Origin of the sequence: Bacillus sp. B1(2022) (assembly GCF_040259625.1) — a bacterium.
Classification (GTDB): Bacteria; Bacillota; Bacilli; order Bacillales; family Bacillaceae; genus Bacillus; species Bacillus velezensis.
In genome coordinates this window covers 1-26,886 of sequence record NZ_JANIFO010000018.1, presented here as the reverse complement: position 1 = coordinate 26,886, position 26,886 = coordinate 1, and the positions used below count along the sequence as shown (strand labels likewise).

At 46.0% G+C, this 26,886-nt stretch carries 19 protein-coding genes, 1 tRNA gene and 1 other annotated feature; of the genes, 16 read left to right on the top strand and 4 right to left on the bottom strand.

Features of this window, described 5'->3' with window-relative positions; all coding sequences use genetic code 11:
- The first annotated feature begins 250 nt into the window (after positions 1-250).
- The 3 genes from rtp to proB all read left to right on the top strand — a co-directional run bounded on the left by rtp (position 251) and on the right by proB (position 2,789).
- Positions 251-619, top strand: a complete 369-nt coding sequence (rtp, locus tag NQS30_RS20880) for a replication termination protein (RefSeq protein WP_003153833.1) — start codon at positions 251-253, stop codon at positions 617-619.
- 178 nt (positions 620-797) lie between these two features.
- Positions 798-1,646 (top strand): pyrroline-5-carboxylate reductase, encoded by an 849-nt coding sequence (proC, locus tag NQS30_RS20875; RefSeq protein WP_069007403.1) that lies wholly within the window; start codon positions 798-800, stop codon positions 1,644-1,646.
- Between the two features lie 24 nt (positions 1,647-1,670).
- Complete coding sequence (gene proB, locus NQS30_RS20870) at positions 1,671-2,789, top strand: glutamate 5-kinase (protein ID WP_015239987.1); 1,119 nt, start codon at positions 1,671-1,673, stop codon at positions 2,787-2,789.
- Between the two features lie 60 nt (positions 2,790-2,849).
- Here the strand turns inward: proB and gltC are convergent, their stop codons facing one another.
- Positions 2,850-3,752 carry a glutamate biosynthesis transcriptional regulator GltC gene (gene gltC, locus NQS30_RS20865; protein ID WP_015239986.1) on the bottom strand — a complete coding sequence of 301 codons (903 nt, stop codon included), beginning with the start codon at positions 3,750-3,752 and terminating at the stop codon, positions 2,850-2,852.
- 145 nt (positions 3,753-3,897) lie between these two features.
- On the opposite strand from gltC, the gene gltB reads away from it, so the two are divergent.
- Together gltB and gltD are read left to right on the top strand one after the other, a co-directional pair.
- Complete coding sequence (gltB, locus tag NQS30_RS20860; protein WP_218791224.1) at positions 3,898-8,457, top strand: glutamate synthase large subunit; 4,560 nt, start codon at positions 3,898-3,900, stop codon at positions 8,455-8,457.
- 16 nt (positions 8,458-8,473) lie between these two features.
- Positions 8,474-9,955, top strand: coding sequence for a glutamate synthase small subunit (gltD, locus tag NQS30_RS20855; protein WP_012117713.1), 1,482 nt, complete (start codon positions 8,474-8,476; stop codon positions 9,953-9,955).
- 322 nt (positions 9,956-10,277) lie between these two features.
- Here the strand turns inward: gltD and NQS30_RS20850 are convergent, their stop codons facing one another.
- Positions 10,278-11,258 carry a zinc-binding dehydrogenase gene (locus tag NQS30_RS20850; RefSeq protein WP_160223390.1) on the bottom strand — a complete coding sequence of 327 codons (981 nt, stop codon included), beginning with the start codon at positions 11,256-11,258 and terminating at the stop codon, positions 10,278-10,280.
- Positions 11,259-11,376: 118 nt separating this feature from the next.
- Here NQS30_RS20850 and NQS30_RS20845 point away from each other — a divergent pair, with 118 nt between their 5' ends.
- From NQS30_RS20845 to NQS30_RS20830, 4 genes are all read left to right on the top strand, one after another.
- Positions 11,377-12,243 carry a LysR family transcriptional regulator gene (locus NQS30_RS20845; RefSeq protein WP_218791223.1) on the top strand — a complete coding sequence of 289 codons (867 nt, stop codon included), beginning with the start codon at positions 11,377-11,379 and terminating at the stop codon, positions 12,241-12,243.
- Between the two features lie 365 nt (positions 12,244-12,608).
- Positions 12,609-12,833, top strand: a binding site (T-box leader).
- 52 nt (positions 12,834-12,885) lie between these two features.
- On the top strand, positions 12,886-14,805 hold the full coding sequence (gene thrS / locus NQS30_RS20840; protein ID WP_218791222.1) for a threonine--tRNA ligase: 1,920 nt from the start codon (positions 12,886-12,888) through the stop codon (positions 14,803-14,805).
- A 46-nt stretch (positions 14,806-14,851) separates the two neighbouring features.
- Positions 14,852-15,154 (top strand): ArsR/SmtB family transcription factor, encoded by a 303-nt coding sequence (locus NQS30_RS20835; protein ID WP_003153841.1) that lies wholly within the window; start codon positions 14,852-14,854, stop codon positions 15,152-15,154.
- Between the two features lie 142 nt (positions 15,155-15,296).
- Positions 15,297-16,472 (top strand): MFS transporter, encoded by a 1,176-nt coding sequence (locus NQS30_RS20830; RefSeq protein ID WP_015239980.1) that lies wholly within the window; start codon positions 15,297-15,299, stop codon positions 16,470-16,472.
- Between the two features lie 46 nt (positions 16,473-16,518).
- On the opposite strand, the gene ggt is transcribed toward NQS30_RS20830, so the two are convergent.
- Positions 16,519-18,294 carry a gamma-glutamyltransferase gene (gene ggt, locus NQS30_RS20825; RefSeq protein ID WP_015239979.1) on the bottom strand — a complete coding sequence of 592 codons (1,776 nt, stop codon included), beginning with the start codon at positions 18,292-18,294 and terminating at the stop codon, positions 16,519-16,521.
- Between the two features lie 243 nt (positions 18,295-18,537).
- Here ggt and NQS30_RS20820 point away from each other — a divergent pair, with 243 nt between their 5' ends.
- The 3 genes from NQS30_RS20820 to NQS30_RS20810 all read left to right on the top strand — a co-directional run bounded on the left by NQS30_RS20820 (position 18,538) and on the right by NQS30_RS20810 (position 19,744).
- Positions 18,538-18,768 carry an excisionase family DNA-binding protein gene (locus NQS30_RS20820; RefSeq protein ID WP_003153848.1) on the top strand — a complete coding sequence of 77 codons (231 nt, stop codon included), beginning with the start codon at positions 18,538-18,540 and terminating at the stop codon, positions 18,766-18,768.
- Positions 18,769-19,083: 315 nt separating this feature from the next.
- Positions 19,084-19,629, top strand: a complete 546-nt coding sequence (locus NQS30_RS20815; protein ID WP_007407359.1) for a site-specific integrase — start codon at positions 19,084-19,086, stop codon at positions 19,627-19,629.
- A gap of 42 nt (positions 19,630-19,671) precedes the next feature.
- Positions 19,672-19,744 (top strand) — tRNA-Arg (locus tag NQS30_RS20810).
- Between the two features lie 145 nt (positions 19,745-19,889).
- Here NQS30_RS20810 and NQS30_RS20805 read toward each other — a convergent pair.
- Positions 19,890-20,432: an IseA DL-endopeptidase inhibitor family protein gene (locus NQS30_RS20805; RefSeq protein WP_076425183.1), complete on the bottom strand. Its 543-nt coding sequence runs from the start codon at positions 20,430-20,432 to the stop codon at positions 19,890-19,892.
- A gap of 228 nt (positions 20,433-20,660) precedes the next feature.
- On the opposite strand from NQS30_RS20805, the gene NQS30_RS20800 reads away from it, so the two are divergent.
- The 4 genes from NQS30_RS20800 to NQS30_RS20785 all read left to right on the top strand — a co-directional run.
- Positions 20,661-22,049: an MATE family efflux transporter gene (locus NQS30_RS20800; RefSeq protein WP_076425181.1), complete on the top strand. Its 1,389-nt coding sequence runs from the start codon at positions 20,661-20,663 to the stop codon at positions 22,047-22,049.
- 115 nt (positions 22,050-22,164) lie between these two features.
- Complete coding sequence (locus tag NQS30_RS20795; RefSeq protein WP_218791221.1) at positions 22,165-23,133, top strand: aldose 1-epimerase; 969 nt, start codon at positions 22,165-22,167, stop codon at positions 23,131-23,133.
- Between the two features lie 18 nt (positions 23,134-23,151).
- Complete coding sequence (gene dacB, locus NQS30_RS20790) at positions 23,152-24,627, top strand: D-alanyl-D-alanine carboxypeptidase/D-alanyl-D-alanine endopeptidase (protein WP_069007532.1); 1,476 nt, start codon at positions 23,152-23,154, stop codon at positions 24,625-24,627.
- A gap of 480 nt (positions 24,628-25,107) precedes the next feature.
- Positions 25,108-26,886: condensation domain-containing protein (locus NQS30_RS20785; RefSeq protein WP_350322344.1), on the top strand; the 1,779-nt coding region annotated here is incomplete at its 3' end.

Genomic DNA, 26,886 nt, shown 5'->3' with positions numbered 1-26,886 from the left:
GTATTTTGTTTTTTAACTTGATAGTGATGTGGTACTACCCCTGAACGGAAGAATGAAATATCGGCACAAACAGGTTATAATTATACTAAATAAACTATGTACCAAATGTTCAGTTATTCGATTTTTCCCTCTATCCATAAAAACAACAAGATACAAATAAAACTGATACAGCATACAAAAAGGGAAAAGGGCATCTATAGAGAATATTTAGTACATGGAATTATTTGTTAGAGGAAAGGGTGTGCACATATTGAAAGAAGAAAAAAGAAGTTCAACCGGTTTTTTAGTGAAACAAAGAGCTTTTTTAAAGCTTTACATGATTACAATGACAGAGCAGGAACGGCTTTACGGACTGAAGCTTCTCGAAGTGCTGCGTTCGGAATTTAAACCCATCGGTTTTAAGCCGAATCATACCGAGGTGTACCGTTCACTTCACGAACTATTGGATGACGGGATTTTAAAGCAAGTAAAAGTGAAAAAAGAGGGAGCCAAACTCCAGGAAGTCGTTCTCTATCAATTTAAAGACTATGAGGCTGCGAAGCTTTACAAAAAACAGCTGAAGACAGAGCTTGACCGCTGCAAAAAGCTGATAGAAAAAGCCATTTCAGATAATTTTTAAATCCGGCCGGGGAACGCCCCCGGCCTCCCGGGCTCAAAAGGTTTGTTCTGTGATTCAGTATACATAATAGCAGGCTCGGAACAATACATATCAATAATACCTTCAAACTTGACATCAACTCCTGAAGTGGTAACATAAAAAACGTGTGAAAAATACGAACAAAATACGAACAAGGGAGATGTTACCGATCTTAGATCAAAAGAAAGTTGCTTTTATCGGAGCAGGATCAATGGCTGAAGGAATGATATCAGGCATGGTCCGCGCAAAAAAAATTCCCAACCAAAACATCTGCGTGACAAACCGCCGCAATACAGAGCGACTCGCTGAATTGGAACATCAATACGGTATTCAAGGCATTGCTTTTGACAGCATGAAAACCGAAGACATTGATGTCTTTATTTTAGCCATGAAACCGAAGGATGCTGAAATCGCTCTGGCTGCGCTGAAACGGCGTATTCAACCTCATCAAATCATCCTGTCTGTTCTGGCAGGCATAACAACCTCATTTATACAACAATCATTACATGATCGTCAGCCGGTTGTAAGAGTGATGCCGAACACATCCAGCATGATCGGCGAATCGGCAACAGCTGCGGCTTTCGGAGACCATGTCTCTTACGGTTCAGCAAAAACCGCGGTATCCCTTTTGGAATGCCTCGGGGAAGTGTACGTGATCAAGGAAGATCAGATGGACATTTTCACCGGTATCGCAGGCAGCGGACCGGCGTACTTTTATTATTTAATGGAGTTTATTGAAAAAGCAGGTGAAGAAGCCGGCTTAGACAAACGGCTGTCCCGCAAAATCGGCGCGCAAACGTTATTGGGCGCCGCTAAAATGCTGATGGAAACGGGTGAAAAACCGGATGTGCTTCGGGAAAACATCACCTCTCCAAACGGCACGACGGAAGCCGGCCTCGATGCGCTCAGGTCAGAAGGCGGCGGAGAAGCCATTGCCAAAGCCATTAAACACGCGACCGAACGTTCTATTGAGATCAGCAAAACAATTGAAAAAACGGCAGCACTATAATCGTTAAAAAACAGGAGTGATACAGTGACGTCTCGGACGAAGATCAAAAGAGTCGCGGTGAAAATCGGCAGCAGCTCACTGACGAGCCTGCACGGGGAAATCAGCAGAAGAAAGCTGGAAGCATTGGTGGATCAAATCGCACAGCTGAAAGACAGCGGCTATGAAGTGATTTTAGTATCTTCCGGCGCAGTGGCGGCAGGTTATCGGAAGCTCGGATTTATTCAGAAACCGGAAAGCCTCCCTGAAAAACAGGCTTCTGCTTCCATCGGGCAGGGATTATTAATGGAGGCTTATTCAAAGCTGTTTTTAGCGCACGGTTATGTCGCATCACAAATTTTAATTACAAGAAGCGACTTTTCCGATGAATGCCGCTACCATAATGTGCGCAATACGATGAACGTCCTTTTGGAACGAGGCATTATTCCGATTATTAATGAAAATGACACGGTCACAGTCAACCGGCTGAGATTCGGAGATAACGATACACTCGCAGCGAAGGTGGCAGGTTTAATTGATGCCGACATGCTTGTGATTTTATCAGACATTGACGGTTTATATGATGATAATCCGCGCAGCAACCCGAAAGCGAAAAGAATCAGTCATGTAAGTGACATCACTCCAGAAATAGAAGCAAGCGCGGGAGATGCCGGGAGTGAAATGGGAACCGGCGGAATGCGTTCGAAACTGGATGCTTTTAAAATTGTGATGGCCTCCGGTATTAAAGGCTTTCTCGGGCAGGCTAACATTCCGGACATTCTGCTTCAAGCGGTAGATGAGGCGGCTGAAGGAACTTATTTTGAAGCGGAAGGAACCCTGCCGTTAAACCACAAAGAACAATGGCTTGCATTTAATTCCGGCCCCGAAGGCGAAATTGTGATGGAAAAAGAAAGCAGCCGCGATGTCGCGAACGGAAATATGGAGCTGTCACCGCAGGACATCGAGCAGATTAAGGGCCGATTCAGCAGCGGAGCGGTTGTCAGGCTGCTTGATCAGCAGGGAGAAGAGCTCGGACTCGGCATCGTCAACTATTCCTCAGCCCAGCTGAAGACTTTTAAAGAAACGCCGCCCAAACAGACCGATCAATCAGTCATTGATCCGGAAGCGTTTGTCTGCCACGTTGAACTATCCATTCCGATCGGCTGAGAAAGATCTATAAAAATATGAAAAAGCCCGAGGCTTCGTTTTGAAGCTCGGGTTTGTTTTTTATTGATATTGTTCAAGTTTGGAGAAAAATTGAATGACAAAATGATAGAAATCATTTGCAGACGGAGCAAGTTCCCTTCCTTTTGGTTTAATAATGCCTACGGTGCGCTTCACTTGAGGAAATTCAATCGGAATTTTGACCGTGAACCGGGGTGTGGTTTCTGCAAAGGTGCTTTCAGGTAATAAAGTAACTCCCATCCCCGCGGAGACTAATCCTTTAATGGCATCTAAATCCTCGCCTTCCGTCGATACTAGCGGCGCAAAGCCGGCCTGTCTGCAAGCGTCAATCGCCATGTTACGGAGAATAAACCCTTCAGGAAATAAAACGAATTGGTCGCCGCGCAGATCAATTAAATGAATATTTTTCTGTTTGGCAAGCGGATGATGCAGCGGAACAAGCGCGTAAATCTTTTCCGTGAATAAGATATTGCCTGTTATGTCGGGGAATTCCGTCGGAACGGGGCCGAGCAGCGCCGCATCTATATCCCTGTTTCTTACCGCTTCGATTAAAAACTTATAAGAACCCTGGCGGAGCAAAAACTCAACGTTCGGGTATTCCTCTTTAAACGCCGAAATCACCGTCGGCAAAAGCTGGCTTGCAAGGCTCGTCGGAAATCCTATTTTGACGGTTCCGCGATTCGGATCAAGATATTCATCAATTTGTTCTTTCGCGTAATCAATTGCTTTCATCGCCGTTTTAATATGTTCTAAAAATTGTTTGCCGATCGGCGTTAATTTAATATTTCTGCCTTCCCGTTCAAATAAAGTGACTTGCAGCTCTTCTTCAAGATTTGCAATCTGCCTGCTGATGGCGGATTGTGCGACATGCAGATGATCAGCCGCTTCTGACACATGTTCCCGTTCTGCTACCTCCATAAAATACCGAAGCTGGCGTAATTCCATTGCGTTCACACCTATCTATCTCATTTTGAGATGTATTTGATCTAAATTATATATTGTTTATATTGTTTTGAAAACTTACAATTAATTTAAAGTTGTCAGATTTTATGACCGATAATTAACGGAAACTGATCGGGGGAGAGGAATTATGACTTACAATCAAATGCCGAAAGCACAAGGTCTCTACCGTCCGGAATTTGAGCACGATGCATGCGGAATCGGCTTGTATGCCCATTTAAAAGGGAAACCTTCACATGACATTGTCAAAAAAGGACTGAAGATGCTTTGCCAGCTGGATCACAGAGGAGGACAGGGCAGTGATCCGAATACGGGTGACGGCGCCGGCCTGATGGTTCAGATCCCTGATGCTTTTTTTAAGAAAGAGTGCGGAGAAATGAGACTGCCGGAAAAAGGCCGTTACGGGGTAGGAATGGTCTTTTTCTCGCAAAATGAAGAGGAAAGAAAAAAGATCGAAAAACAGGTGAATGCATTCATTGAGCAGGAAGGACAGATCGTTCTCGGCTGGAGAACCGTTCCTGTAAATGTCGGAAAAATCGGAACAGTGGCACAAAGCACTTGCCCGTATGTGCGTCAAGTATTCATCGGCGCCGCAAACGATTTGAAAGACAGCCTTGCTTTTGAACGCAAACTGTATGTCATCCGGAAGCAGGCGGAAAATTGGGGCGTTCAAGAACAGCTTGATTTTTACTTCGCAAGCCTGTCAAGCCAGACTATTGTTTATAAAGGGTTGTTAACGCCTGAGCAGGTTGACGCTTTTTATTTGGATTTGCAGGATGAAACCTTCGTATCTGCATTTTCACTCGTGCATTCAAGGTTCAGCACAAATACCTTTCCTACTTGGGAACGTGCCCATCCGAACCGCTATCTGATTCATAACGGAGAAATCAATACGCTCCGGGGCAATATCAATTGGATGAGAGCGAGGGAGCAGCAGTTCGTTTCAGAAAGCTTCGGAGACGATCTTCACAAAGTGCTGCCGATTCTAAATGCTGAGGGCAGTGACTCATCCATTCTTGATAATGCGTTTGAATTTTTCGTGATGGCAGGGCGGAAACCGGCACATACGGCAATGATGCTGATTCCGGAACCATGGACGGAAAACACTCACATGTCTAAAGCGAAACGGGCTTTTTATGAATATCACAGCTCTTTAATGGAGCCGTGGGACGGGCCGACCGCCATTTCGTTTACGGACGGAAAACAGATCGGCGCCATCCTTGACCGTAACGGCTTGCGTCCGGCACGTTACTATGTGACAAAAGATGACCATATTATTTTCTCATCTGAGGTCGGCGTTATTGAAGTAGAGCAGGAGACCATTCTTCATAAAAAACGTCTGGAGCCCGGAAAAATGCTGCTCATTGACTTAGAAGAAGGCCGGATTATTTCAGATGAAGAAGTGAAAACAGAAATTGCCAATGAATTCCCTTATCAAAAATGGCTTGAAGAAGAATTGGTTCAAGTGAATCCTGACCCGGAAATCCGGGAAGAGGAACAATTCGATGATCTTCTCGTCCGTCAAAAAGCGTTTGGCTATACGTATGAAGATATTCAGAAATATTTAATCCCTGTTATTAAAGAAGGCAAGGACCCGCTCGGCTCTATGGGAAATGATTCGCCGCTCGCCGTTTTATCCGACCGCGCCCAATCACTGTTTCATTACTTTAAACAGCTGTTTGCGCAAGTCACAAACCCGCCGATTGATGCGATCCGCGAGCAGCTGGTAACTTCTACGGTGACCTGGCTTGGAGCTGAAGGTGATCTGCTGCATCCGAGTGAAAGAAATGCACGCCGCATAAAGCTTTATACTCCTGTATTATCAAACGAACAGTTTTATGCGCTGAAAACACTTGTGCATCCTGACATTAAGAGCCAGAACATCCGCACGCTGTTTTCCGATGACCTAGAAAAAGGCCTGAAGGATTTGTTTCAGCAGGCGGAAAAAGCGATCAAGGAAGGCGTATCTCTGTTAATTTTATCTGACAGGGCAATGAGTAAAGAGTTGACACCGATTCCGCCGCTTTTGGCCGTCAGTGCGCTGCATCAGCATTTGATCCGCCAAGGTCTGCGAACAAAAGCAAGCATTATCGTTGAATCCGGAGAAGCGCGTGAAGTTCATCACTTTGCGGCTCTCATCGGATATGGTGCCGATGCTGTCAATCCGTATTTGACTTACGCTACGTACAAGCAGGAAATCGATGAAGGCCGGCTTGATATTCCGTATGAAGAAGCTGTCAGCAAATACGGAAAGAGCGTAACAGAAGGCGTCGTGAAAGTGATGTCAAAAATGGGGATTTCAACTGTGCAAAGTTACAGGGGCGCCCAAATTTTTGAAGCGGTCGGCATCGGTGAAGACGTTATCGCTAAATACTTTACCGGTACTGCATCTCAGCTTGGCGGAATCGATATCGAGACGATTGCGCAAGAAGCGAAACAGCGCCATCAAGCGGCGTACAAGGATGATTACAGCCAAACCCTTGATCCGGGAAGTGAATTCCAATGGCGGAACGGAGGAGAGCACCACGCTTTCAACCCGAAAACCATCCATACGCTGCAATGGGCCTGCCGCAAAAATGATTACAGCCTGTTTAAGCAGTATTCTCATGCAGCGGATGAAGAACGAATCGGATTTTTACGCAATCTGTTCGCCTTCAAAGAAGACCGCAAGCCTTTAAAATTAGAGGAAGTTGAATCAGCTGCTTCCATCGTGAAACGTTTTAAAACAGGAGCGATGTCATTCGGTTCATTAAGCAAGGAAGCCCATGAGGCTTTAGCGATAGCGATGAACAGACTTGGCGGAAAAAGCAACAGCGGAGAAGGCGGCGAGGACCCGAAACGTTTCGTTCCGGATGAAAATGGCGACGACAGAAGAAGTGCGATTAAACAGATTGCTTCCGGCCGTTTCGGCGTAAAGAGCCATTATCTCGTCAATGCGGATGAATTGCAGATCAAAATGGCGCAAGGGGCGAAGCCGGGAGAAGGCGGTCAGCTTCCGGGCAACAAGGTATATCCTTGGGTCGCGGATGTCCGCGGTTCTACACCAGGTGTAGGGCTGATCTCACCGCCTCCTCACCATGATATTTATTCAATTGAAGATTTGGCGCAGCTGATTCATGATTTGAAAAATGCAAATCGAAGCGCGCGAATCAGCGTCAAGCTCGTGTCAAAAGCCGGCGTCGGCACGATTGCGGCCGGTGTGGCAAAAGGCACTGCGGATGTCATCGTCATCAGCGGCTACGATGGCGGAACGGGCGCGTCGCCGAAAACAAGTATTAAACATACGGGTCTTCCGTGGGAGCTTGGTCTTGCAGAAGCTCACCAAACGCTGATGCTGAACGGTTTACGGGATCGCGTGGTATTGGAAACGGACGGTAAGCTGATGACAGGCCGGGATGTCGTAATGGCCGCCTTGCTCGGTGCGGAGGAATTCGGCTTTGCTACAGCGCCGCTTGTCGTTCTCGGCTGCGTCATGATGCGCGCCTGCCATTTAGATACATGTCCTGTTGGTGTCGCGACGCAAAACCCGGAGCTTCGCAAAAAATTCATGGGCGATCCTGACCATATCGTAAATTACATGCTGTTTGTCGCAGAAGAAGTGCGTGAATATATGGCGCAGTTAGGCTTTAAGACGCTTGATGAAATGATCGGACGCACGGACGTTCTTCATGTCAGCGAACGTGCGAAAGCGCATTGGAAAGCGGGCCAGCTTGATTTATCCACACTGCTGTACCAGCCTGAAGGCGTACGCACTTTCCGTACGGCGCAAAACCATAAAATCGACGAGTCGCTTGATATGACGGTTATTCTTCCGGCGGTGCAGGCTGCAATTGAAGCCGGTCAGGAAGCGGAAGCTGAAATCAAGATCAATAATACAAATCGCGTAGCCGGAACCGTGACGGGAAGTGAAATTTCTAAACGCTACGGAGCGGAAGGCCTGCCGGATGATACGATCAGACTTCATTTTACCGGATCAGCCGGACAGAGTTTCGGAGCATTTGTCCCTAAGGGGATGACGCTTCATTTGAACGGGGATTCAAATGACTACGTAGGCAAAGGGCTTTCAGGCGGAAAAATCATCGTGAAAGCGCCTGATGCCTTCAATTGTGAAACACACGATAACGTTATTATCGGGAACGTCGCATTTTACGGAGCAACAAGCGGGGAAGCGTACATTAACGGGCGCGCAGGTGAACGTTTTGCAGTCCGTAACAGCGGAGTCAATGTCGTTGTAGAAGGTATCGGAGACCACGGCTGTGAATACATGACAGGCGGCCGGGTTGTTGTCCTCGGCGAAGTCGGCAAAAACTTCGGGGCGGGAATGTCAGGCGGTATCGCATACGTCCTGAGTGATGATGCCAAAGCATTTAAACGCAAATGCAACATGGAAATGATTTCATTTGAAAAGCTGACGGATGAGGCGGAGATCAAAGAAGTGCAAGAAATGGTCAAACGGCATGCGGCGCTGACAAACAGCAAAAAAGCCGCAGATCTCCTGGACAATTGGGAAAAAGCCGCAGAAACCTTTATCAAAGTCATTCCGAAAAACTATAAACAAATGCTCCTCAGCATCGAAGAACAAAAAGCGGCGGGTTTATCAGAAGAAGACGCAATTATGTATGCTTTTGAAGCCAATACAAAGGTTCACCAAACGCCTGCCAAAGACCATAAACAAGCGGTAGTACAGTAAGAAAGGGGAGAGGAACATGGGGAAACCAACTGGATTCATGGAAGAAAAACGAGAAAAACCGGCTGAGCGGGACCCTCTCACTCGCTTAAAGGATTGGAAAGAGTATTCGGCTCCATTTTCAGATGAAGCGTCAAAGCGGCAGGGGGCGCGGTGTATGGATTGCGGCACACCGTTTTGCCAAATCGGCGCTGATATCAACGGTTTTACGTCCGGCTGCCCGATTTATAATCTGATACCGGAGTGGAATGACCTCGTCTATCGGGGGCGCTGGAAAGAAGCCTTGGAGCGCCTTCTGAAAACGAATAACTTTCCTGAATTCACAGGGCGGGTCTGTCCCGCTCCTTGTGAAGGATCTTGTACGCTGGCTATTTCAGATCCGGCTGTTTCAATTAAAAACATCGAGCGGACGATCATTGACAAAGGTTTTGAGAACGGATGGATTCAGCCGAGAATTCCAGCGAAACGCACAGGTAAAAAAGTCGCTGTCGTCGGTTCAGGCCCGGCAGGTCTGGCAAGCGCTGATCAGCTGAACCAAGCCGGTCATTCCGTAACGGTCTATGAGCGTGCCGACAGAGCCGGCGGTCTGCTGATGTACGGCATTCCGAGCATGAAGCTTGAGAAAAGTGTCGTCGAACGCCGTATTAAACTTTTGACGCAGGAAGGTATAGATTTTGTAACAAATACCGAAATCGGCGTTGACATAACGGCAGATGAGCTGAAAGATCAATTTGATGCCGTCATTTTGTGCACAGGCGCCCAAAAGCAGCGCAATCTGCTGATTGAAGGCCGGGAAGCAAAAGGCGTCCATTATGCGATGGACTATTTAACACTGGCGACGAAAAGCTATTTAGATTCCAACTTTAAAGACAAACAATATATAGACGCTAAAGGGAAAGACGTCATCGTAATCGGCGGAGGAGACACAGGAGCTGACTGCGTGGCAACCGCGCTGCGCCAAAAAGCGCGCAGCGTGCACCAGTTCGGGAAACATCCTAAACTTCCTCAAACGCGCACGAACGACAATATGTGGCCTGAACAGCCGCACGTCTTTACCCTTGAATACGCCTATGAAGAAGCGCAGGCAAAGTTCGGCAAAGACCCGAGAGAATATTCAATTCAGACGACAAAAATGGTGGCCGATAAGCAGGGCCGCTTACAAGAGATTCACACCATTCAAATGGAAAAAGTCAGAAACGAATTCGGAAAGTATGAATTTCATGAACTGCCCGGGACAGAAAAAGTATGGCCTGCTCAGCTGGTGTTCATCGCCATCGGTTTTGAAGGGACGGAACAGCCATTATTGAAACAGTTCGGTGTCGATTCGGCAAATCATAAAATTCAGGCGGCATATGGGGATTATAAAACGAATGTTGACGGTGTTTTCGCCGCAGGGGATGCGAGAAGGGGCCAAAGCCTGATTGTATGGGCGATTAATGAAGGCCGGGAAGCAGCGCGCGAAGTCGACAGTTATTTAATGGGGAGCACTGTTTTACCGTAAATAAAGGGGTTTATTTATAAAACCGGCTGGGATCAGCCGGTTTTTCGTATTGAAATGAAACCTCCTTCTTCCTTTATTGGTCATATAAAGGTAACGTGGAAGATAATATATGGAATTTTGTTTTACAGAGTGGAGAGATTGTTTTCTTCCGCAGACTGAGACGATTTGCAAGCCTTGAGCAGTTGATCACGGTTCTGCTGACGGGCTCTGTGTGTCTGCAGTCGATTTGCGGGCAGATTTTAATTGATGAAGAAAAACATATTGAATTTCAAGCGGAAACGCTTATAAACAAATAAGGAACGGACGCGTCCGCTCCTCTTTTTTAGACATCCAAACGAAAGCCGATATTGCCGAACTGCCGTCCTTCCCGCATTCTGTTAAAAGCGGCAGCTGCTTCACTGAGAGGGTACATGCGGTCGATAATGGGACGGATGCCGCAGCGGTTTACCAATTCCAGCATATCCGCAAATTCCTCATTGCTTCCCATTGATGTACCGAGAATATGAATCTGCGGAAAAAACAGCGAGCGAATAGGAAATCCGAGCTGATCGCCTGAACTGGCGCCGAATGTTACGATCCGGCCATTCGGTTTCATAATGTCAAGATAGTGTTGAAACAAGGCGGGGCCTACACCGTCAAGTATGATATCTGCTTTTTCGCCATTCAGCGCCTCATTCCAGTCACCGTAGCTGTCAATCGCCCGGTCTGCACCGTATGACAGTGCGGTGTGTTTTTTGTTTTCACTGCGGGAGGTGACGCTGACTGTCGCTCCGATAGCTTTTGCCATTAATAAGGCGTAAGTTGCCACGCCGCTTCCGATGCCCGGAAGGATAAGATGTTCGCCTTTTTTTAATTGTCCTTTTGTAAATAAGGCGCGATAAGCGGTTAATGCTGATAACGGCAGCACGCCCGCTTCCTCCCAAGTCAGGTGTTCGGGTTTTAAAACGGCATTTTCCTCAGGAACGATGACATAAGGTGAAAATGTTCCGTCGCTCGGACCGCCTAAAATGTCAGGGACGGCCGGTACGTCCTCAACAGTCTTCCAATTCAGCACCGGGTTGATGATGACTTCTGCATGCAGTAAATGAGACCGGACGCCCTGTCCTATTTCGGTTACGATTCCCGCGCCGTCTGAACCGAGAGTAAATTCATGGTTTCCGGTTTCGTGGTTTTTCATTAAAAACAAATCACGATGGTTTAATCCGGCTGTTTTCAGCTTTATTTTTACTTCGCCGTTTCCCGGCCTTTTGTCAGGTGCCTGCCTGAAATCAAAGCCATTTTCGTGTATGATAAGGGCATTCATCATTCTTCTCTCCTTTATGATTGATGAGAAAGATTTTACAGGCTGGATCAGCTGCAGTAAATAAATGAAAATTGATAGCCCGCTATCAATAAAAATCATAGCAAGAAGGTGCCCTTACATGGAAAGCGGAGACTTAAAGATTTTTCAGGCTGTCGCCCGCAAAGGAAGTATTTCAAAGGCGGCAGAAAGCCTGCATTATGTTCAATCAAATGTGACAAACAGGATTCAGCAGCTGGAACGGCAATTGCAAACACAGCTTTTTTACCGCACAAATCGGGGGATGACGCTGACGCCTGCAGGTGAAAACTTATTGAAAGACGCAGACAGAATCCTTCAATTGCTGCATGAGGCGCAAAAAACGGCGCAAGAAGCAGGCGATCCGAACGGCCCGCTTCGAATCGGTTCTCTTGAAACGGCGGCAGCCGTCCATCTCCCACAATTTTTCACGGAGTATTGCAGCCGCTGCCCGAAAGTACAGCTGTCTCTGTCAACCGGTGATACACATACCTTAGTGCAGCGCGTCTTACACTATGAGCTGGACGGCGCTTTTGTTTATGGTCCGGTCGAATACGAAGATCTTGAACAAGTCGCTGTATTTCAAGAAGAATTGGTCTTGGCTTCAAATAAGCGGGAAGGCAGTTTGCAAGACTTGTTGCGAGAGCCGATTCTGTATTTTGCCGCGGGCTGTTCGCACCGCCGCAAAATAAAAAACATACTGAAAGAAGAAGCAGTACCCGCACATAAAATCATTGAATTCGGTACGTTGGAAGCCATTATTGGGGCGATGCAGGCGGGGATGGGGGGTTCCTTTCTGCCTGCATCAGCCGTCCGTTATTTTCAAAACAGGAAAAATCTTTTTCTTCATGAGCTTCCTGAACAGTTTCGGGATATGAATATATCATTCATCTACCGGAGTGATTTATTTTTGACATCGGCGTTTGAAGAACTGCTGAATGGATTAAAAGCATTACCGAACGGAAGATGAGAAAACAGGACAGCTGTGTACGCCAATTTTTTCGTTCTGGTTTTTCTTAAAAAAACTTTCTTTTTCGGAAAATTTATGTATAATAAAAGAAAGTTTTTCGGATAAAGTATCTGCAATGATAAGGACATGAGACATTTTAACCGGCCATACAGAGAGGGAAGGCACGGCTGAGACCTTCCCGGCACGAAGAATGAGCTTACCGCCTTTTGAGCTGTATCGGTGAACGAAAGCAGCCGATACCGTATAGCCGCGTTACGGCAAAAATGAGCCGTCACTTGAAGTGGCGGGAATTTGGGTGGAACCGCGGGTCTGACACACACTCGTCCCTTCTTTTGGGATGAGTGTGTTTTTATGTTTATATAAGAAAAATGGCAATGATAAGGACATGAGACATTTTAACCGGCCATACAGAGAGGGAGGGCACGGCTGAGACCTTCCCGGCACGAAGAATGAGCTTACCGCCTTTTGAGCTGTATCGGTGAACGAAAGCAGCCGATACCGTATAGCCGCGTTACGGCAAAAATGAGCCGTCACTTAAAGTGGCGGGAATTTGGGTGGAACCGCGGGTCTGACACACACTCGTCCCTAGCTTTGGGATGAGTGTGTTTTTTATTTTATTAAAAATAAAGGAGAGATCAGACCGTGAAGGAGCCACACATTGTGATTACTTTTCCTGATGGGAAACAAAAAAAATACCGGAAAGGCGTTACGTTAGAAGAGATCGCACAATCAATCAGTCCGAGTCTGAAAAAGGCATCTGCCGCCGGAAAGATAAACGGATCGTTATTTGACCTTAGAAGAAGCATTCAGATTGACGCGGCGATTGAACTGTGCAGTTTTCAGTCTGAAGCGGGACTGGAAGTGATGAGACACACAGCAGCACACGTATTGGCGCAAGCGGTAAAACGTCTGTATCCGAAGGTTTGTTTAGGGATCGGACCCGTTATTGAAAATGGCTTTTATTATGATTTTGATATGGATGAAACAATTACTGAAAAAGACCTGGCCGTCATTGAAAAAGAGATGAACCGAATCATTTCGGAAAATCCGGAAATTATCAGAGAAGAAATCTCCAGAGAAGAGGCAGAGCAGCTGTTTGCTCATGAACCGCTGAAGCTTGAGCTCTTAGCGGGTATTCCGCAGACTGATACAATCAGTATATACCGCCAGAGCGAATTCATTGATTTATGCCGGGGTCCGCACTTGGCGTCTGCCGGACAGATAAAAGCTTTTTCGCTCACTCATGTATCAGGGGCTTATTGGCGCGGCGACAGCAACCAAAAAATGCTCCAGCGCATCTATGGAAAAGCATTTTCCTCAGAAAAGGAGCTGAACAGACATTTTCAGCTGTTGAAAGAGGCGGAGATGAGAAATCATCGGAAATTGGGAGCGGAGTTACAACTTTTTATGTTTTCGGAAGAAGCGCCGGGTATGCCTTTTTATCTGCCGAACGGTCAGTTTATCCGAAACACGCTTGAATCATTTCTGCGTTCGAAGCAGGATGCCTATCATTATCACGAAGTGCGCACCCCTATGATGATGAACCAGCGTCTTTGGGAGCAATCCGGTCACTGGGAACATTATAAAGAGAATATGTATTTCTCGGAAGCCGATCATCAGCGCTTCGCGTTAAAGCCGATGAACTGTCCCGGCCACATGCTCTTATTTAAAGAAAAGCTTCGTTCTTATCGTGATCTTCCGATTCGGATGGCTGAGTTCGGTCAGGTGCACCGTCACGAATTCAGCGGGGCGCTTAATGGCCTGCTCCGCGTCAGATCTTTTTGCCAGGATGACGCACACATTTTTGTAACGCAGGATCAAATCGAGAGTGAAATCGCTTCGGCGCTGCAGCTTATTCACGAGGTGTACACCGCATTTGGTTTTTCCTATGATATTGAGCTGTCAACAAGACCGGAAGATTACATGGGAAGCGAACACTTGTGGGACAGGGCTGAGAGCGCATTAGAAAAAGTATTAAAAGAACAGGGATATCGTTTTCGGTTTAATCGGGGAGATGGTGCATTTTACGGACCGAAAATTGATATTCATATAAAAGATGCGCTGAACCGGAGCCATCAATGCGCCACTGTCCAACTGGATTTTCAAATGCCGGAGAAATTTGATTTAACATATATTGATGAAAAAAACCAAAAAGTCCGTCCTGTTGTCATTCACCGGGCGGTATTCGGATCTCTCGACAGATTTCTCGGAATCATTACAGAACATTTCGCAGGAGCGTTCCCTTTATGGCTTGCACCGGTACAGGCAAAAATCAGCCCAGTATCAAACACCGCACACCGGGACTGCGCAGAACAGGTGCATTGGCAAATGAAGAAAGCGGGTATCCGGGCTGAGCTTGATCAGCGTGATGAAAAACTCGGCTATAAAATCAGAGAAGCACAAATGAAAAAAATACCGTATATTGCTGTTGTGGGAGATCGAGAGTGCCGCCATCAATCTGTACATGTAAGGCAATACGGGCGGGAAGACACATTTGAAGAGAATGTGAGTGATTTTATTTCCCGGATCATAAGAGAGGCAAAACAAAAAATAGAGATTTAATAAAAACAATATTGACATATCGTAAAATCACGATATAATAAAGCGTATGAAACCTATTGATGTTTTTAAAGCGTTGTCTAATGAGTCACGGCTTGAGATTTTGCAATGGCTGAAAGAGCCGGACCGTCACTTCGCCCCGCATGATGGCATTGATATGAATGAGATCGGAGTATGTGTCAGCCAGATCACCGATAAGCTTCAGATGACACAGTCAACGGCGTCTCAATATCTTTCCATCCTTCAGCGGGCGGGCCTTATCCAAACAAAACGGATTGGCAAATACACCTATTATAAAAGAGATGAAGACGCGATAAAGGCGATGGCCGATTATTTTCAGCGCGAAATGTAGGCTGAATCCTTTAGAAGAGGGATTCAGTTTCTTTTTCCGACTACACATCGACATATTGCGATTTGTTTCTGTTTGTTCAACTCTTTATATCGATATATCACAATATATCTTTATATAAATCATCAATGAAGGAGTGTGTCAGGTGCAAAATACCTGGAAGATTTACATTTTGGCAATTATCAGTTTTTTAGTGGGGACGTCTGAATATGTGATATCAGGGATGCTTGATAAAATTGCAGGTTCCTTGGGAGTTACTGTGGCAGCGGCAGGGCAGCTGATTACGATTTTTTCACTTGTTTATGCAATCGGAACGCCTGTCATGATGGCCCTTACAGCAAAACTGGACAGAAGGAAGCTCATGATCTATGCTCTGGGGCTGTTTGTTATCGGGAATATCATTTCTTTCCTTGTGCAGGGATTCGGCTTATTTGCGGGAGCGCGGGTGATCATGGCGCTTGGAGCAGGAACTGTGGTGGTCACCGCGCTTACGATCGCAGCAAAAATCGCTCCCCCGGGAAAACAGGCAAGTTCTCTCGCAACCGTCATTATGGGGTTTACGGCGGCGCTCATTATCGGTGTTCCGATCGGAAGAACCGTGTCTGAAGCTTTTGGCTGGAAGGTGGTTTTTGCCGGAATTGCGGCAATCGGAATCATTGCCATGCTTATTATACGTTTCGCGTTGCCTGAGATAAAAGGAGATAAACCGGTGCCGCTCATTCAGCAATTTTCTCTTTTGAAGAAACGAAAGGTGGCAGTCGGGCTGGCCATTACGTTTTTTTGGCTCGGAGGCTATTCGGTTACGTATACGTACCTTTCTCCGTATTTACTGAACGTTACTCATATCGGAAGCGGAATACTGAGTACATTGCTGCTTATTTTCGGTGTTGCAAGTCTTGCCGGTTCTAAAGCAGGCGGTTTCAGCGCAGACAAATGGGGGGCGCGTATGACATTAACCGGCGGAATGGCGCTTCATGCTATCATGCTCATGTTATTGCCGTTTGTCACACATTCTGCTTTCGGAGCGGCGGCAGTGCTTATGTTTTGGTCCTTCGCCGCCTGGTCATCTGGGCCTGCTCAGCAGTATCATTTGGCAACGATGGAGCCTGAATCATCGGGTGTATTACTTGGCCTCAACCAGTCTGTGATGCAGCTGGCTATGGCGGCCGGGGCGGGCATCGGGGGCATTGTTGTCACTCATCTGTCTCTTGCATCAGTGACATGGATCGGATCAGCGGGTGTTGTCATCGCGATGTGCGGTGTGCTTTCGCTTGCGTCATTAACGTCTGAAAAAACCTCATCTGAATACAGTGCAGAATAAACAAAAGCCTCGTTTCTCAGCTTGAGAAACGAGGCTTTTCACCTTGTCATTTTTCGCATTTTTTCAAGTTTACGCCGATTGCGGCTCCGTTTCGGCTTGAGTCGGCAACTCCGGTGAAGGTGCCGTTTTCACGGTCAATCAGGATGCTTTGCACATTCCCGATATCAACCGGGCTGCTGCCGAATTTATGCCCCATTTCGTTCAGTTTTGTGCGGGCTTCTTCCGGCACTCCTTTTTCATATCGATAGGATGTCATGCTGTTTGTGTAAATTCTCGGCTCTTCGACCGCCGCTTTCAGATCCATGCCGTACTCAACTTTGTTCAGGATCGTTTGCAGGACGGAAGAAATAATCGTTGCTCCGCCGGGGGAGCCGACAGTCAGGACAGGTTCGTTATTTTTGAATAAAATAGTCGGAGTCATGCTGCTGAGTGGACGTTTATTCGGCTGCACTTCATTTGCGCCGCCAGGCACCGCATCGAAGTCTGTTAACTCATTATTCAACACAACGCCGTATCCGGGAACCATAATGCCGGAACCGAACAGCTGTTCAATCGTTGTCGTATAAGATACGACATTGCCGAAGCGATCAGTTACCGTGAAGTGAGTCGTTTGGCCTTCTTGTTTGTCAGTCGGCTGCTCCACTTGTTTATAGTTTGCAGAACCTTCCTGATAGGCCCAAGGGTCGCCGGCTTTCGGTTTTTTATTGACTTTATCAATATTTATCAGCTGTCTGCGGGCATTGATATAATCTGGATTCAAGAGGCCTTTGAGAGGGACGTTGACGAATTCTGGATCCCCGGCAAATGCGGCGCGGTCAGCATAAGCCAAATGCATCGTTTCTGCGAGAAGCTGATATTTTTGCCAAGAACGGATATCATATTGAGAAAGCTTAAAATCATCCAGGAGGTTCAGCATTTGCAACAGGAAAACACCGCCCGAGCTTGGAGGAGGAGCAGTTGCGATATGATAGCCCTGGTAATCTCCCCAGATCGGTTCGTCAATCGTCACATTGAAGTTTTTAATATCTTTTTCTGTCATTGAGCCGCCGAATTCCTGCACTGTTTCCGCAAGCTTTTTGGAGAATGCTCCGTCATAGAATGCTTTTGTGCCTTTGTACTTAATAGCTGTAAATGTTTTGGCTAAGTCTTTTTGGATGAGTGTGTCTCCTTCTTTCAGAGGTTCTCCGTCCGGAAGAAACACGTCTTTTGCAGCAGTGTGTGATAATTTGTCTTTATAATCTGAGATGGCATCAGCTAAAACCGAATCGATCGGAAAGCCTTTTGAGGCAAGTTTAATGGAAGGGGTGATGAGTTGTTTCATGGAGCGTGTGCCCCATTTGTCGAGCGCTTTTTCAAGTCCTTTTAATGTTCCCGGAACACCGACTGCAGTCCCTTTCGTAACGCGTTCGGAGAAAGGGATGGCTTTGCCGTTTTCGTCAAGGAACATATCCGGTGTTGCGCCTGCCGGTGCGCGTTCCCGGCTGTCGATAATGGTGGTGTCTTTCGTCTTCGCATCATAAACCATCATAAATCCGCCGCCGCCGATTCCCGACATCATAGGTTCAGTTACGTTTAATGCGAATTGAATGGCAACCGCGGCGTCAATTGCATTGCCGCCTTTTTTCAGCACGTCGGCACCGATTTGTGAAGCGAGAGGGTGGGCGGTGGCAACCATGCCGTCTTTGCCGACATCTACCTGTTTGTAGTCGTCATAGGAAAACGGGTGTTTCTTAGCCTGAGCGTGATAAGGGATGCTTCCGGCCGCGAGCAACGTACTGAGCAGAACGATAAAACAGAGATTCATAAACTTTTTCTTTTTCATAGTCTGCCTCCTTTGTTTTCCGCTTACAATTATAGAGTAAGTAAAATGTGCTGTTTTCACAAGTGACAAACGGAATAGTCCGGTGCGCAAAAAGCCGGAGTTTCTGTGTGAATGTAATCAGTCGCAAATAGGCTAAATGGGAAACCGGACTGAAAAAGCTGTGAAACAAGCATAAAGACAAAAAATAAGCTACAATGAACAAAACAGAATTCACTCACATGACATATGAAAGGAACGTGAGCCATGTATTTAACGATCAAAGAGACAGCTGAGTTTACCAGTCTTCCTGAAGAATATGTGCACAATCTTGTTTTGACGAATAAAATAAGGGCCGTCCATGACGGACAGCAATATTTAATCAACAAGGAACAATTTCAAACCCATCTCGAACAGCTGGAAAAATATAAGGAAATGATTCAAGAGTTTTTAAATGAGCCGCTTCCTGAAGACATTGATGTAAAAGATGAAGATTAGGACACAATTTCATATTGTGTCTTTTTTTTGCAGTTTTTTCGGTTGCTCACAAAAAAACGGATGCTCAGATTTCTTTTTAAGGACGTTGTTTTCATTTTTTAATGCCTTGAGTCTCTATTTGTTTAAAAGCTTGTCACCGGGCTGAAAATGATGTTTTTGAGGAATTTATTGAAACTGCGTATCTGATTCACCTTATGTAACACTATGTATATTATGTTACATAAGACCCTTTATCCTTTATCATTCAACGGGTTTCGGCTATAATAGTAACATAATGCTCAATATGATACATTGCCAATTATAAGGGGTTTTTTGATGCATATCGTACAGCCGATCCGAAGTTTAGAGAAGATACAGGAAGTCAAAGAGTATTTAATGCAAAAAAGTGATCGTGATTATTTTTTATTTATTTTCGGCATGAACAGCGCACTGCGGATTTCAGATGTTCTGCCGCTTCGCGTGAGGGATGTCAGGAACAAAGACCATGTGTGGGCAACCGAAAGCAAAACGAGAAAGAAAAGAAAAATTCTGATACTGGAGTCTTTAAAGGCCGACATATACGCTTATACAAAAGACATGAAAGAAGATGACTATTTGTTTAAATCGAAACGGACGAATAAGCCCATATCCCGGATTCAGGCATACAGAATATTAAAGGAAGCGGCTGCCGCTTGCGGATTGGAGGAAATCGGGACGCATACGCTTAGAAAGACGTTCGGGTATCATTTTTATCAGAGGACAAAAGACATTGCTGAACTGCAGAGGATTTTGAATCATTCTTCTCCGTCTATTACAATGCGTTATATCGGAATAGATGAAGATACGACGAGAGCCGCCTATAAAGTGTTCGGAGGGCTGTAGACTTGAAAAAAACGGCCGCCAGCGTTACTATAATAGAAGCAGGCTCTAGTAGCACAGCGGATAGTGCAGCAGTTTCCTAAACTGCAGGTCGGGAGTTCGAATCTCTCCTAGAGCGTTTTTTGTATGAGATAGGCGCAGCTTAATAATGTCGGTAAAACAAAAACCCCCTTGTTATACAAGGGGGTTTTGAGTTGAATATTTTGTGAAAACCTGGTGGAAATGATGTGAAAAAAGCCCGCTGTAAGCAAGCGGGCTTTTTCTTATATGACAGCATCAAATTGATTGACTTTCCAAACGTTGTTTTCTTTTACGAATGTTACATCGCGTTTTGCTGACGGAGAACCGTCAAGAGTCGGTACAGTGAAGCGGTATGTTTGCACGCTTCCTTTTTTAGAAAGAAGAGTCATTTTTGCTTTTTTCCAATTCAGGAGGTTATCTCCGTCGCCGACCGGAACAGCCAATTTGCCGTCTTTTACAGTGAAGTGGTAATCTTTGAGCCCTTTGTCAATCGCTTGCTTTGTAAAAGCGGGTGTCAGATATTTTACGGCTTTCGCTTTTGTTCCGAGGTCTTTGCACATAAATACATATTGCAGATTTTGATATTCAAACGGTTCAGATGAGCAATTTGCGTTTGATTTAAGCGCACCGCCGCTCATTGTATTCCAGAAATGTTCTCTCGCTGACAGGGCCAGCTGAAGTGCTTGTTTTTGTGTAAGGTCATTAGGTGCATTTTTTGCAGTCGCCGCAGTGCCCAATGACAGAATCAATGTAATAGTAGTGAGGAATAATAGCCATTTTTTCATGATATAATCTCTCCTTCAATCAATCTCTTTCTCTTATGTTACAAATGTTACAATAATTACGGTAAGATTACAATACCTTTTCAGAAATATTTTCCGGACTTTTTATTTTTATGGTTTATTTCCATGTAAGACGTGAGAAAAAGATAAAGAGTTTCATTGAACAAAAGGTTTTTACAAGCTGTCTGCTGAATAATAAAATGGAAGAAAATCAAAAAAGGAGTCCTACATATGGAAGTACAAGATCATTTAGAAACAGCGGAAGGCCGCGGCCAGTCAGTCTGGCGATCGATGTCACTGTTTTTAGTGCCGCTGCTTTTAAGCAATGTATTGCAATCTGTCGGCCAATTGGTCGGAATGGTATTTGTCGGAAGGTGGCTCGGAGTCGATGCGCTTGCCGCTGTATCGTCTTTTTTTCCGCTGTTTTTTCTGCTGATCTCCTTTACGATCGGAATCGGTTCGGGAAGTTCCATTCTGATCGGGCAGGCTTACGGCGCGAAAAACGAAGAGAGGATGAAGGCGATTGTCGGCACTACACTGACTTTTACCTTTATGCTCGGTGTTGTCCTGGCAGTTGTCGGCAGTATGTTTACGCTTGATATTCTGCGGCTGATGGGAACGCCGGAAAACGTAATAGATGTCAGTGTCCGATATGCGCGCATTTTGTTTTGCGCAATGCCGCTGATGTTTTTATATTTTGCGTATACGACATTTTTACGCGGAACGGGAGATTCAAAGACCCCGTTTTATACGTTAATCGTCAGTACAGTCATAAACATCGGGCTCTTGCCCTTATTGATTCTCGGGCTTTTCGGACTTCCGAAGTTCGGCATTTACGGTTCGGCGTATGCAACCGTGATTTCAAACATCGTGACATTTATCGTACTCATGGTTTATTTGCGGAAAAGGAAACATCCATTGGCATTTGACCGGACTGCGCTCCGTTCTCTTAAAATGGACAAAAAGCTGCTCGCGCTTTTACTCCGTCTCGGTATTCCGTCGAGCATCAATATGATTCTCGTGTCACTTTCTGAAATTGCGGTCATTTCATTTGTCAATCATTACGGATCAAACGCGACGGCTGCTTACGGGGTCGTCAACCAAGTGGCGAGTTATGTGCAGATGCCGGCGGTAAGCCTCGGTATCGCCGTTTCCATTTTTGCCGCCCAATCCATTGGCGCCAATCAATTCGGCCGGCTGAAACAGGTCATCAAAGTCGGCATCGGCCTGAATTATTTGATCGGCGGGGTTTTGATTGTGCTGATTTATACCTTCTCCCGGCAGATACTTGCTTTGTTTTTAACAGATCAGGACACGCTCCACATTGCCCGCAATCTGATTATGATTACCCTTTGGAGTTATTTGATTTTCGGTCACGCTCAGATCGTTTCAGCAACGATGCGGGCGAGCGGTACGGTGTTATGGCCGACGATTATCAGTATTTTTGCGATTTGGGGAATTGAAGTGCCTGTGGCCTTTATTCTTTCTCATTATACGAATCTCGGCATTCTCGGCATTTGGGTCGGTTATCCGGCGGCTTTTGTCGTCAGCCTGCTGCTGCAATACGGATATTACCGGTTTGTATGGAAGAAAAAACAGATTACCCGGCTGATTCAATAAGGTTTTACCGCACATCGCTCAGTTCATACGGGCGATGTTTTTTTTAGAGAAGGAAAATGAGTTTAGAAAATGGAATTCCTATACATGCTAGAAAACAAGGAAAGGGCAGGTGCTTATGACGATTGAACATACGACTTATTTAGGGGTTTCAGCCATAAAAGCGGAGACTGATCAGGCTGAATGCATCATTGTGCCGGAGTGGGGATCAAATGTCATATCGCTTCGGGATAAAAGAACCGGTATGCGGCTTCTGAGAGAACCGGAAACTGCGGAGCAATTCCGCGCAAAACCGATGCTGTACGGCATTCCCGTTTTATTCCCGCCGAACCGGATTACGGACGGGACGTTTCGTTTTGACGGCCGCGCGTATCAATTTGAGATAAACGAAGAGGATAAACATAATCATATTCACGGCTTTCTTCACAATCAGCATTGGAAAGCGGCGGCAGCAAAAGAAGAGGGGGATGGAATGACAGTCGAAACAGAAATTGATCTTTCAAAGATTCCCCGTGTTCATAAACAATTTCCGCACGATGTCGTTGTCCGGATGACCTATACATTAAAAGACAATGTGTTTACGCAGCGGGCGCTGATTATCAACAAGGGAACGGAGGCTTTTCCTTGGGGGCTCGGCTATCATTCAACTTTTGTTTTCAATGAAGAGCGATCCCGTCTATTTTTGACGGCTGACCGCATGTGGGAATTAAATGAACGTTTCGTGCCGACGGGCCGTTTATTGGATGTTCCTGATAAAGAAGCGTTCCGTCATGGGATGTCTTTGAAAAATAAACAGTTTGACGATGTTTTTCTTTCTTCCGGACGGAATGGCGGCAATAATGAAGCTGTTATTTATCATCCGGATGAGAAATTATCCGTTTTGTATCAGGCAGACACGTATTTCAAGCATTGGGTGGTATATAACGGTGACGGAAAGCAGGGGTTTGTCAGTCTTGAGCCTTATACTTCCGTTACAGATGCATTTAATCTGAATCAGCCTGCATCACTGACAGGGCTTCAGATTCTGAAACCGGGCGAAGAAGCGGCTGCGTCATCCAGGATCACCATTTTGCATGACGAAGAATAGGAAAGAGGCGGGATAACATTGAAAACATATGTGAAACGCTTGAGCGCGGTGATTCTGCTTTTGATCATTGCCGCAGTTCCTTATATTGATGATGCGGCTAAGGCGGCTGAACAAAAAAATACTTTGCAAAAAGAGCTGGAACACATTCTGGATGAAGAACCTGCTTTAAAGGGAGCTTCAGCGGGCGTCAGTGTCCGGTCAGCAAAAACAGGGGAGGTGCTGTTCGGCAGCCGGGAAGATATGCGGCTGAGGCCTGCATCACTGATGAAGCTGCTGACGGCATCTGCGGCGCTTTCCGTTCTCGGAGAAGATTACACCTTTAAGACAGAAGTACGGGCAGACGGCGCCGTGAAAGGAAAACAGCTGCGCGGAAACCTTTATCTCAAGGGAAAAGGCGATCCGACCCTATTGGCTTCTGATTTTGAGAAGATGGCTAAACAGGTCAAAGCCAGGGGCATCCAAGTCATTAAAGGAGATCTGGTCGGGGATGATTCGTGGTATGACGATACCAGGTATTCAGTTGATCTTCCGTGGAGTGATGAAGGCCAATATTATGGCGCGCAAGTATCAGCTCTTACCGCTTCACCAAATGAGGATTATGATACCGGAACGGTGATTGCGGAAATCAGCCCGGCGAAACAGCCCGGTAAAAAGCCGCGCATTTCGATTTCTCCCCATACGGACGTCGTTCGTGTGAAAAATGAAGTGAAAACCGTCGCTTCTGATGAAAAGAAAGATTTGACGGTTGAACGGGAGCACGGTGGCAATGTGATTACGATAAAGGGAACCATACCTGCCGGCTCGGCACAGGCAAGAGAATGGGCGGCAGTGTGGGATCCGTCGTCCTATGCTTTAGATTTATGGAAACAAGCGCTTACTAAACAGGGGATAACTGTAAAAGGGAAAATCAGAACAGGGCGAATGCCGCACCGCACCCAGCTCGTCACATCACGGACATCCATGCCTCTTTCAGAATTATTGATCCCGTTTATGAAACTGAGCAACAACGGACACGCCGAAATTCTGATCAAGGAAATGGGAAAAGTGAAAAAAGGGGAGGGCAGCTGGGAAAAGGGCTTGGACGTGATGAAATCGGAACTCAAATCGTTCGGGCTGAATCCGGATGAATTGATTGCAAGAGACGGATCCGGCGTTTCTCATATTAACGGCGTATCCGCCGGCCAAATCGGAGAGCTTTTGTATGCGGTTCAGAAAGAAAAGTGGTACCCGGCTTTCCTTCGTTCGCTCCCTGTCGCCGGTGCAAGCGACAGAATGACGGGAGGAACCCTTCGGAACCGGCTGAAGAATACTCCGGCAGAAGGCAAAATTAAAGCGAAAACCGGGTCACTAACATCAGTCAGTTCGATTGCCGGCTATGCAGACACAAAAACAGGAGATACGCTTATTTTTTCCGTGCTTCAAAACGGGCTGCTTGACGAAGATGACGGAAAAGACATTGAAGACAAAATCGCAGTCGTGCTGGCAAATCAATAAGAAGGGCCGAATCCTTAGAGGATTCGGCTTTTTATGATGTCTGTAAAACATTATATTGCGATTATGAATCAATCTTTTCAAAAAGTAATATCGGCAATATCCTTCCTTTTTTTTTACATACCGCTTTCTTACATGTTCACCGATTATTCATTTTTTAACATAAAACTTCTTTTCGGGAGGAAAACCTTTTTAAAAGCGCAATTAATTATACATTTTATTCCTTATTATAGTGTTTAAGAACCAGTTTATAGTATGCATACATACCGTTTTACATGGTATAAAGATTATAGAAATGAAGAAGTGAAGTGAGGAATATATACTATATTCTAAAAAATGTTAGAGAAAATTTAATTTTTTATTGTGATTTCTAAAATATGTTTTAAAATAATGCTTATATGGATGATTAAGTCATATGCTGTCGAAATTTAATTGTAATTATTTCACTTTCTTATCCTCTTAAATTGAAGCGGAGGGATTCCATTGGAGAACACTGTTTATTCTTTAACTCACGCACAAAGAAGAGTGTGGTTTACGGAGCTGCTCGAACCGGGCACAAGTATCTGCAATCTCGCGGCATGCGTCAAATTCAGGGGGGACATCGATTTTGACGTACTGCGCCATGCTTTGGATTTTTCTATCTCGCAAAATGATTCGCTCAGGTTTCAACTGACAGAAGGGGACGGATCAGAACCCCAGCTGTATCTGGCGGGGCATCGGCCGATTTCTCTAGAGACTGTTGATTTTACTCATACTGATCAGGCAGAGCGGGACGCATGGATTGACACGCAGACCCGTGTTCCGTTCAAGCTGTTTCATTCACCTCTGTATCACTTTACTCTGCTTGTCATGTCAGACGAAGAAGTTTGGCTTTATTCAAAATTTCACCATATTATCATGGACGGCATCTCGCTCAACCTGCTCGGCAACCAGCTCATTGATATCTACCAAAAGATCATGCGGAGCGAGGATTTAGCTGAACATCACAGGCCTTCCTATCTCAGCTACATGGAAAAAGAACAGCAATACTTACAGTCTTCCCGTTTTCAAAAAGACCGTTCATTTTGGACTGAAACATACCGAACCGTTCCGGAACACCTTTCACTGGCGGAACGAACCTCTCATCTTAGACAAAGCACTGCGGCTTCCAGAGATACTATCACTCTTTCTCACTCCTTAGAACAATCTATCCGGCGTTTTTGCAAAGAAAATAATATCAGCATCATCTCTCTGTTTATGGCTTCGTTATACATATGCATCAGCCGTCTGACGGCTAAAAAGGATATTGCCATCGGCACTTATTACGGAAACCGGGGCTCCAGGCTCGAAAAGGATATGCTCGGCATGTTCGTCAGCACACTGCCGATCAGAATGACGGCAGATCCTGATGCGGAGTTCCTGTCCTTTGTCCGCAGCGTAGGAAAAGAGCAGCTGTCTGTTATGCGGCACCAGAAATATCCTTACAATCTTTTTGTCAATGAATTAAGGCAGATTCATCACGACCTGCAAAATATCATCGGGATTTCGATGCAGTATCAGCCTCTCGCGTGGCGTCAGGCAGAAGGTTTCGATTATGAAACGGCGATGTTTTTCAGCGGGCATACGGCAAATGAGCTGTCCATTTTAATTAAGGAGCGGACAGATACGGGATTGATTGAGCTGAATTTTGATTACCAATCCGCTTTATTTACTGAAAAATCAATCAAACGCATTCAAACTCATTTGCTGACGATCGTTGAAAATGCCGTTAGAAATCCAGACCGGCTGATTCGGCATATTGATATGGCGGATGAAAATGAAAAGAAACGGGTGTTAACTGCGTTTAACCGTACAGAAACGGCTGAACCGTCGGCCCCGACGCTTCACGGGCTGTTTACCCGCCGTGCCGCGCTTTCGCCGCATCGTCCGGCGCTTCGTTTTCCGGGCGGTATGCTGACGTACGCCGAGCTTGACCAGTACACAGACAGGCTCGCCGCTCGGCTCCGACAAAAAGGCGTCCGCAAAGAAAGCATGGTCGGCGTACTCGCTGAACGCTCGCCAGAGATGGTGGTTTCAGTGCTTGCTGTGTTAAAAGCGGGCGGCGCCTACGTGCCGCTTGACCCGGAGTATCCTGAGGACAGGCTGCGCTATATGCTCGATGACAGCGGCGCTTGTCTCCTGCTTGCACAGCCGGGATTATCCGTTTCCGGTTTTTCCGGAGAAACGCTTGAAGTGTCTCTTTCCGCTCTGACAAGTGAGGCGGAGACAGGGGCTGTCTCTGAA

What these genes read in the sequence shown, in the direction of transcription:
- proC (WP_069007403.1), top strand. Translation starts at nt 798, where the DNA reads ATGTTACCGATCTTAGATCAAAAGAAAGTTGCTTTTATCGGAGCAGGA.
- gltC (WP_015239986.1), bottom strand. Translation starts at nt 3,752, where the DNA reads ATGGAATTACGCCAGCTTCGGTATTTTATGGAGGTAGCAGAACGGGAA.
- gltB (WP_218791224.1), top strand. Translation starts at nt 3,898, where the DNA reads ATGACTTACAATCAAATGCCGAAAGCACAAGGTCTCTACCGTCCGGAA.
- gltD (WP_012117713.1), top strand. Translation starts at nt 8,474, where the DNA reads ATGGGGAAACCAACTGGATTCATGGAAGAAAAACGAGAAAAACCGGCT.
- NQS30_RS20850 (WP_160223390.1), bottom strand. Translation starts at nt 11,258, where the DNA reads ATGAATGCCCTTATCATACACGAAAATGGCTTTGATTTCAGGCAGGCA.
- NQS30_RS20845 (WP_218791223.1), top strand. Translation starts at nt 11,377, where the DNA reads ATGGAAAGCGGAGACTTAAAGATTTTTCAGGCTGTCGCCCGCAAAGGA.
- NQS30_RS20835 (WP_003153841.1), top strand. Translation starts at nt 14,852, where the DNA reads ATGAAACCTATTGATGTTTTTAAAGCGTTGTCTAATGAGTCACGGCTT.
- ggt (WP_015239979.1), bottom strand. Translation starts at nt 18,294, where the DNA reads ATGAAAAAGAAAAAGTTTATGAATCTCTGTTTTATCGTTCTGCTCAGT.
- NQS30_RS20820 (WP_003153848.1), top strand. Translation starts at nt 18,538, where the DNA reads ATGTATTTAACGATCAAAGAGACAGCTGAGTTTACCAGTCTTCCTGAA.
- NQS30_RS20815 (WP_007407359.1), top strand. Translation starts at nt 19,084, where the DNA reads ATGCATATCGTACAGCCGATCCGAAGTTTAGAGAAGATACAGGAAGTC.
- NQS30_RS20805 (WP_076425183.1), bottom strand. Translation starts at nt 20,432, where the DNA reads ATGAAAAAATGGCTATTATTCCTCACTACTATTACATTGATTCTGTCA.
- NQS30_RS20800 (WP_076425181.1), top strand. Translation starts at nt 20,661, where the DNA reads ATGGAAGTACAAGATCATTTAGAAACAGCGGAAGGCCGCGGCCAGTCA.
- NQS30_RS20795 (WP_218791221.1), top strand. Translation starts at nt 22,165, where the DNA reads ATGACGATTGAACATACGACTTATTTAGGGGTTTCAGCCATAAAAGCG.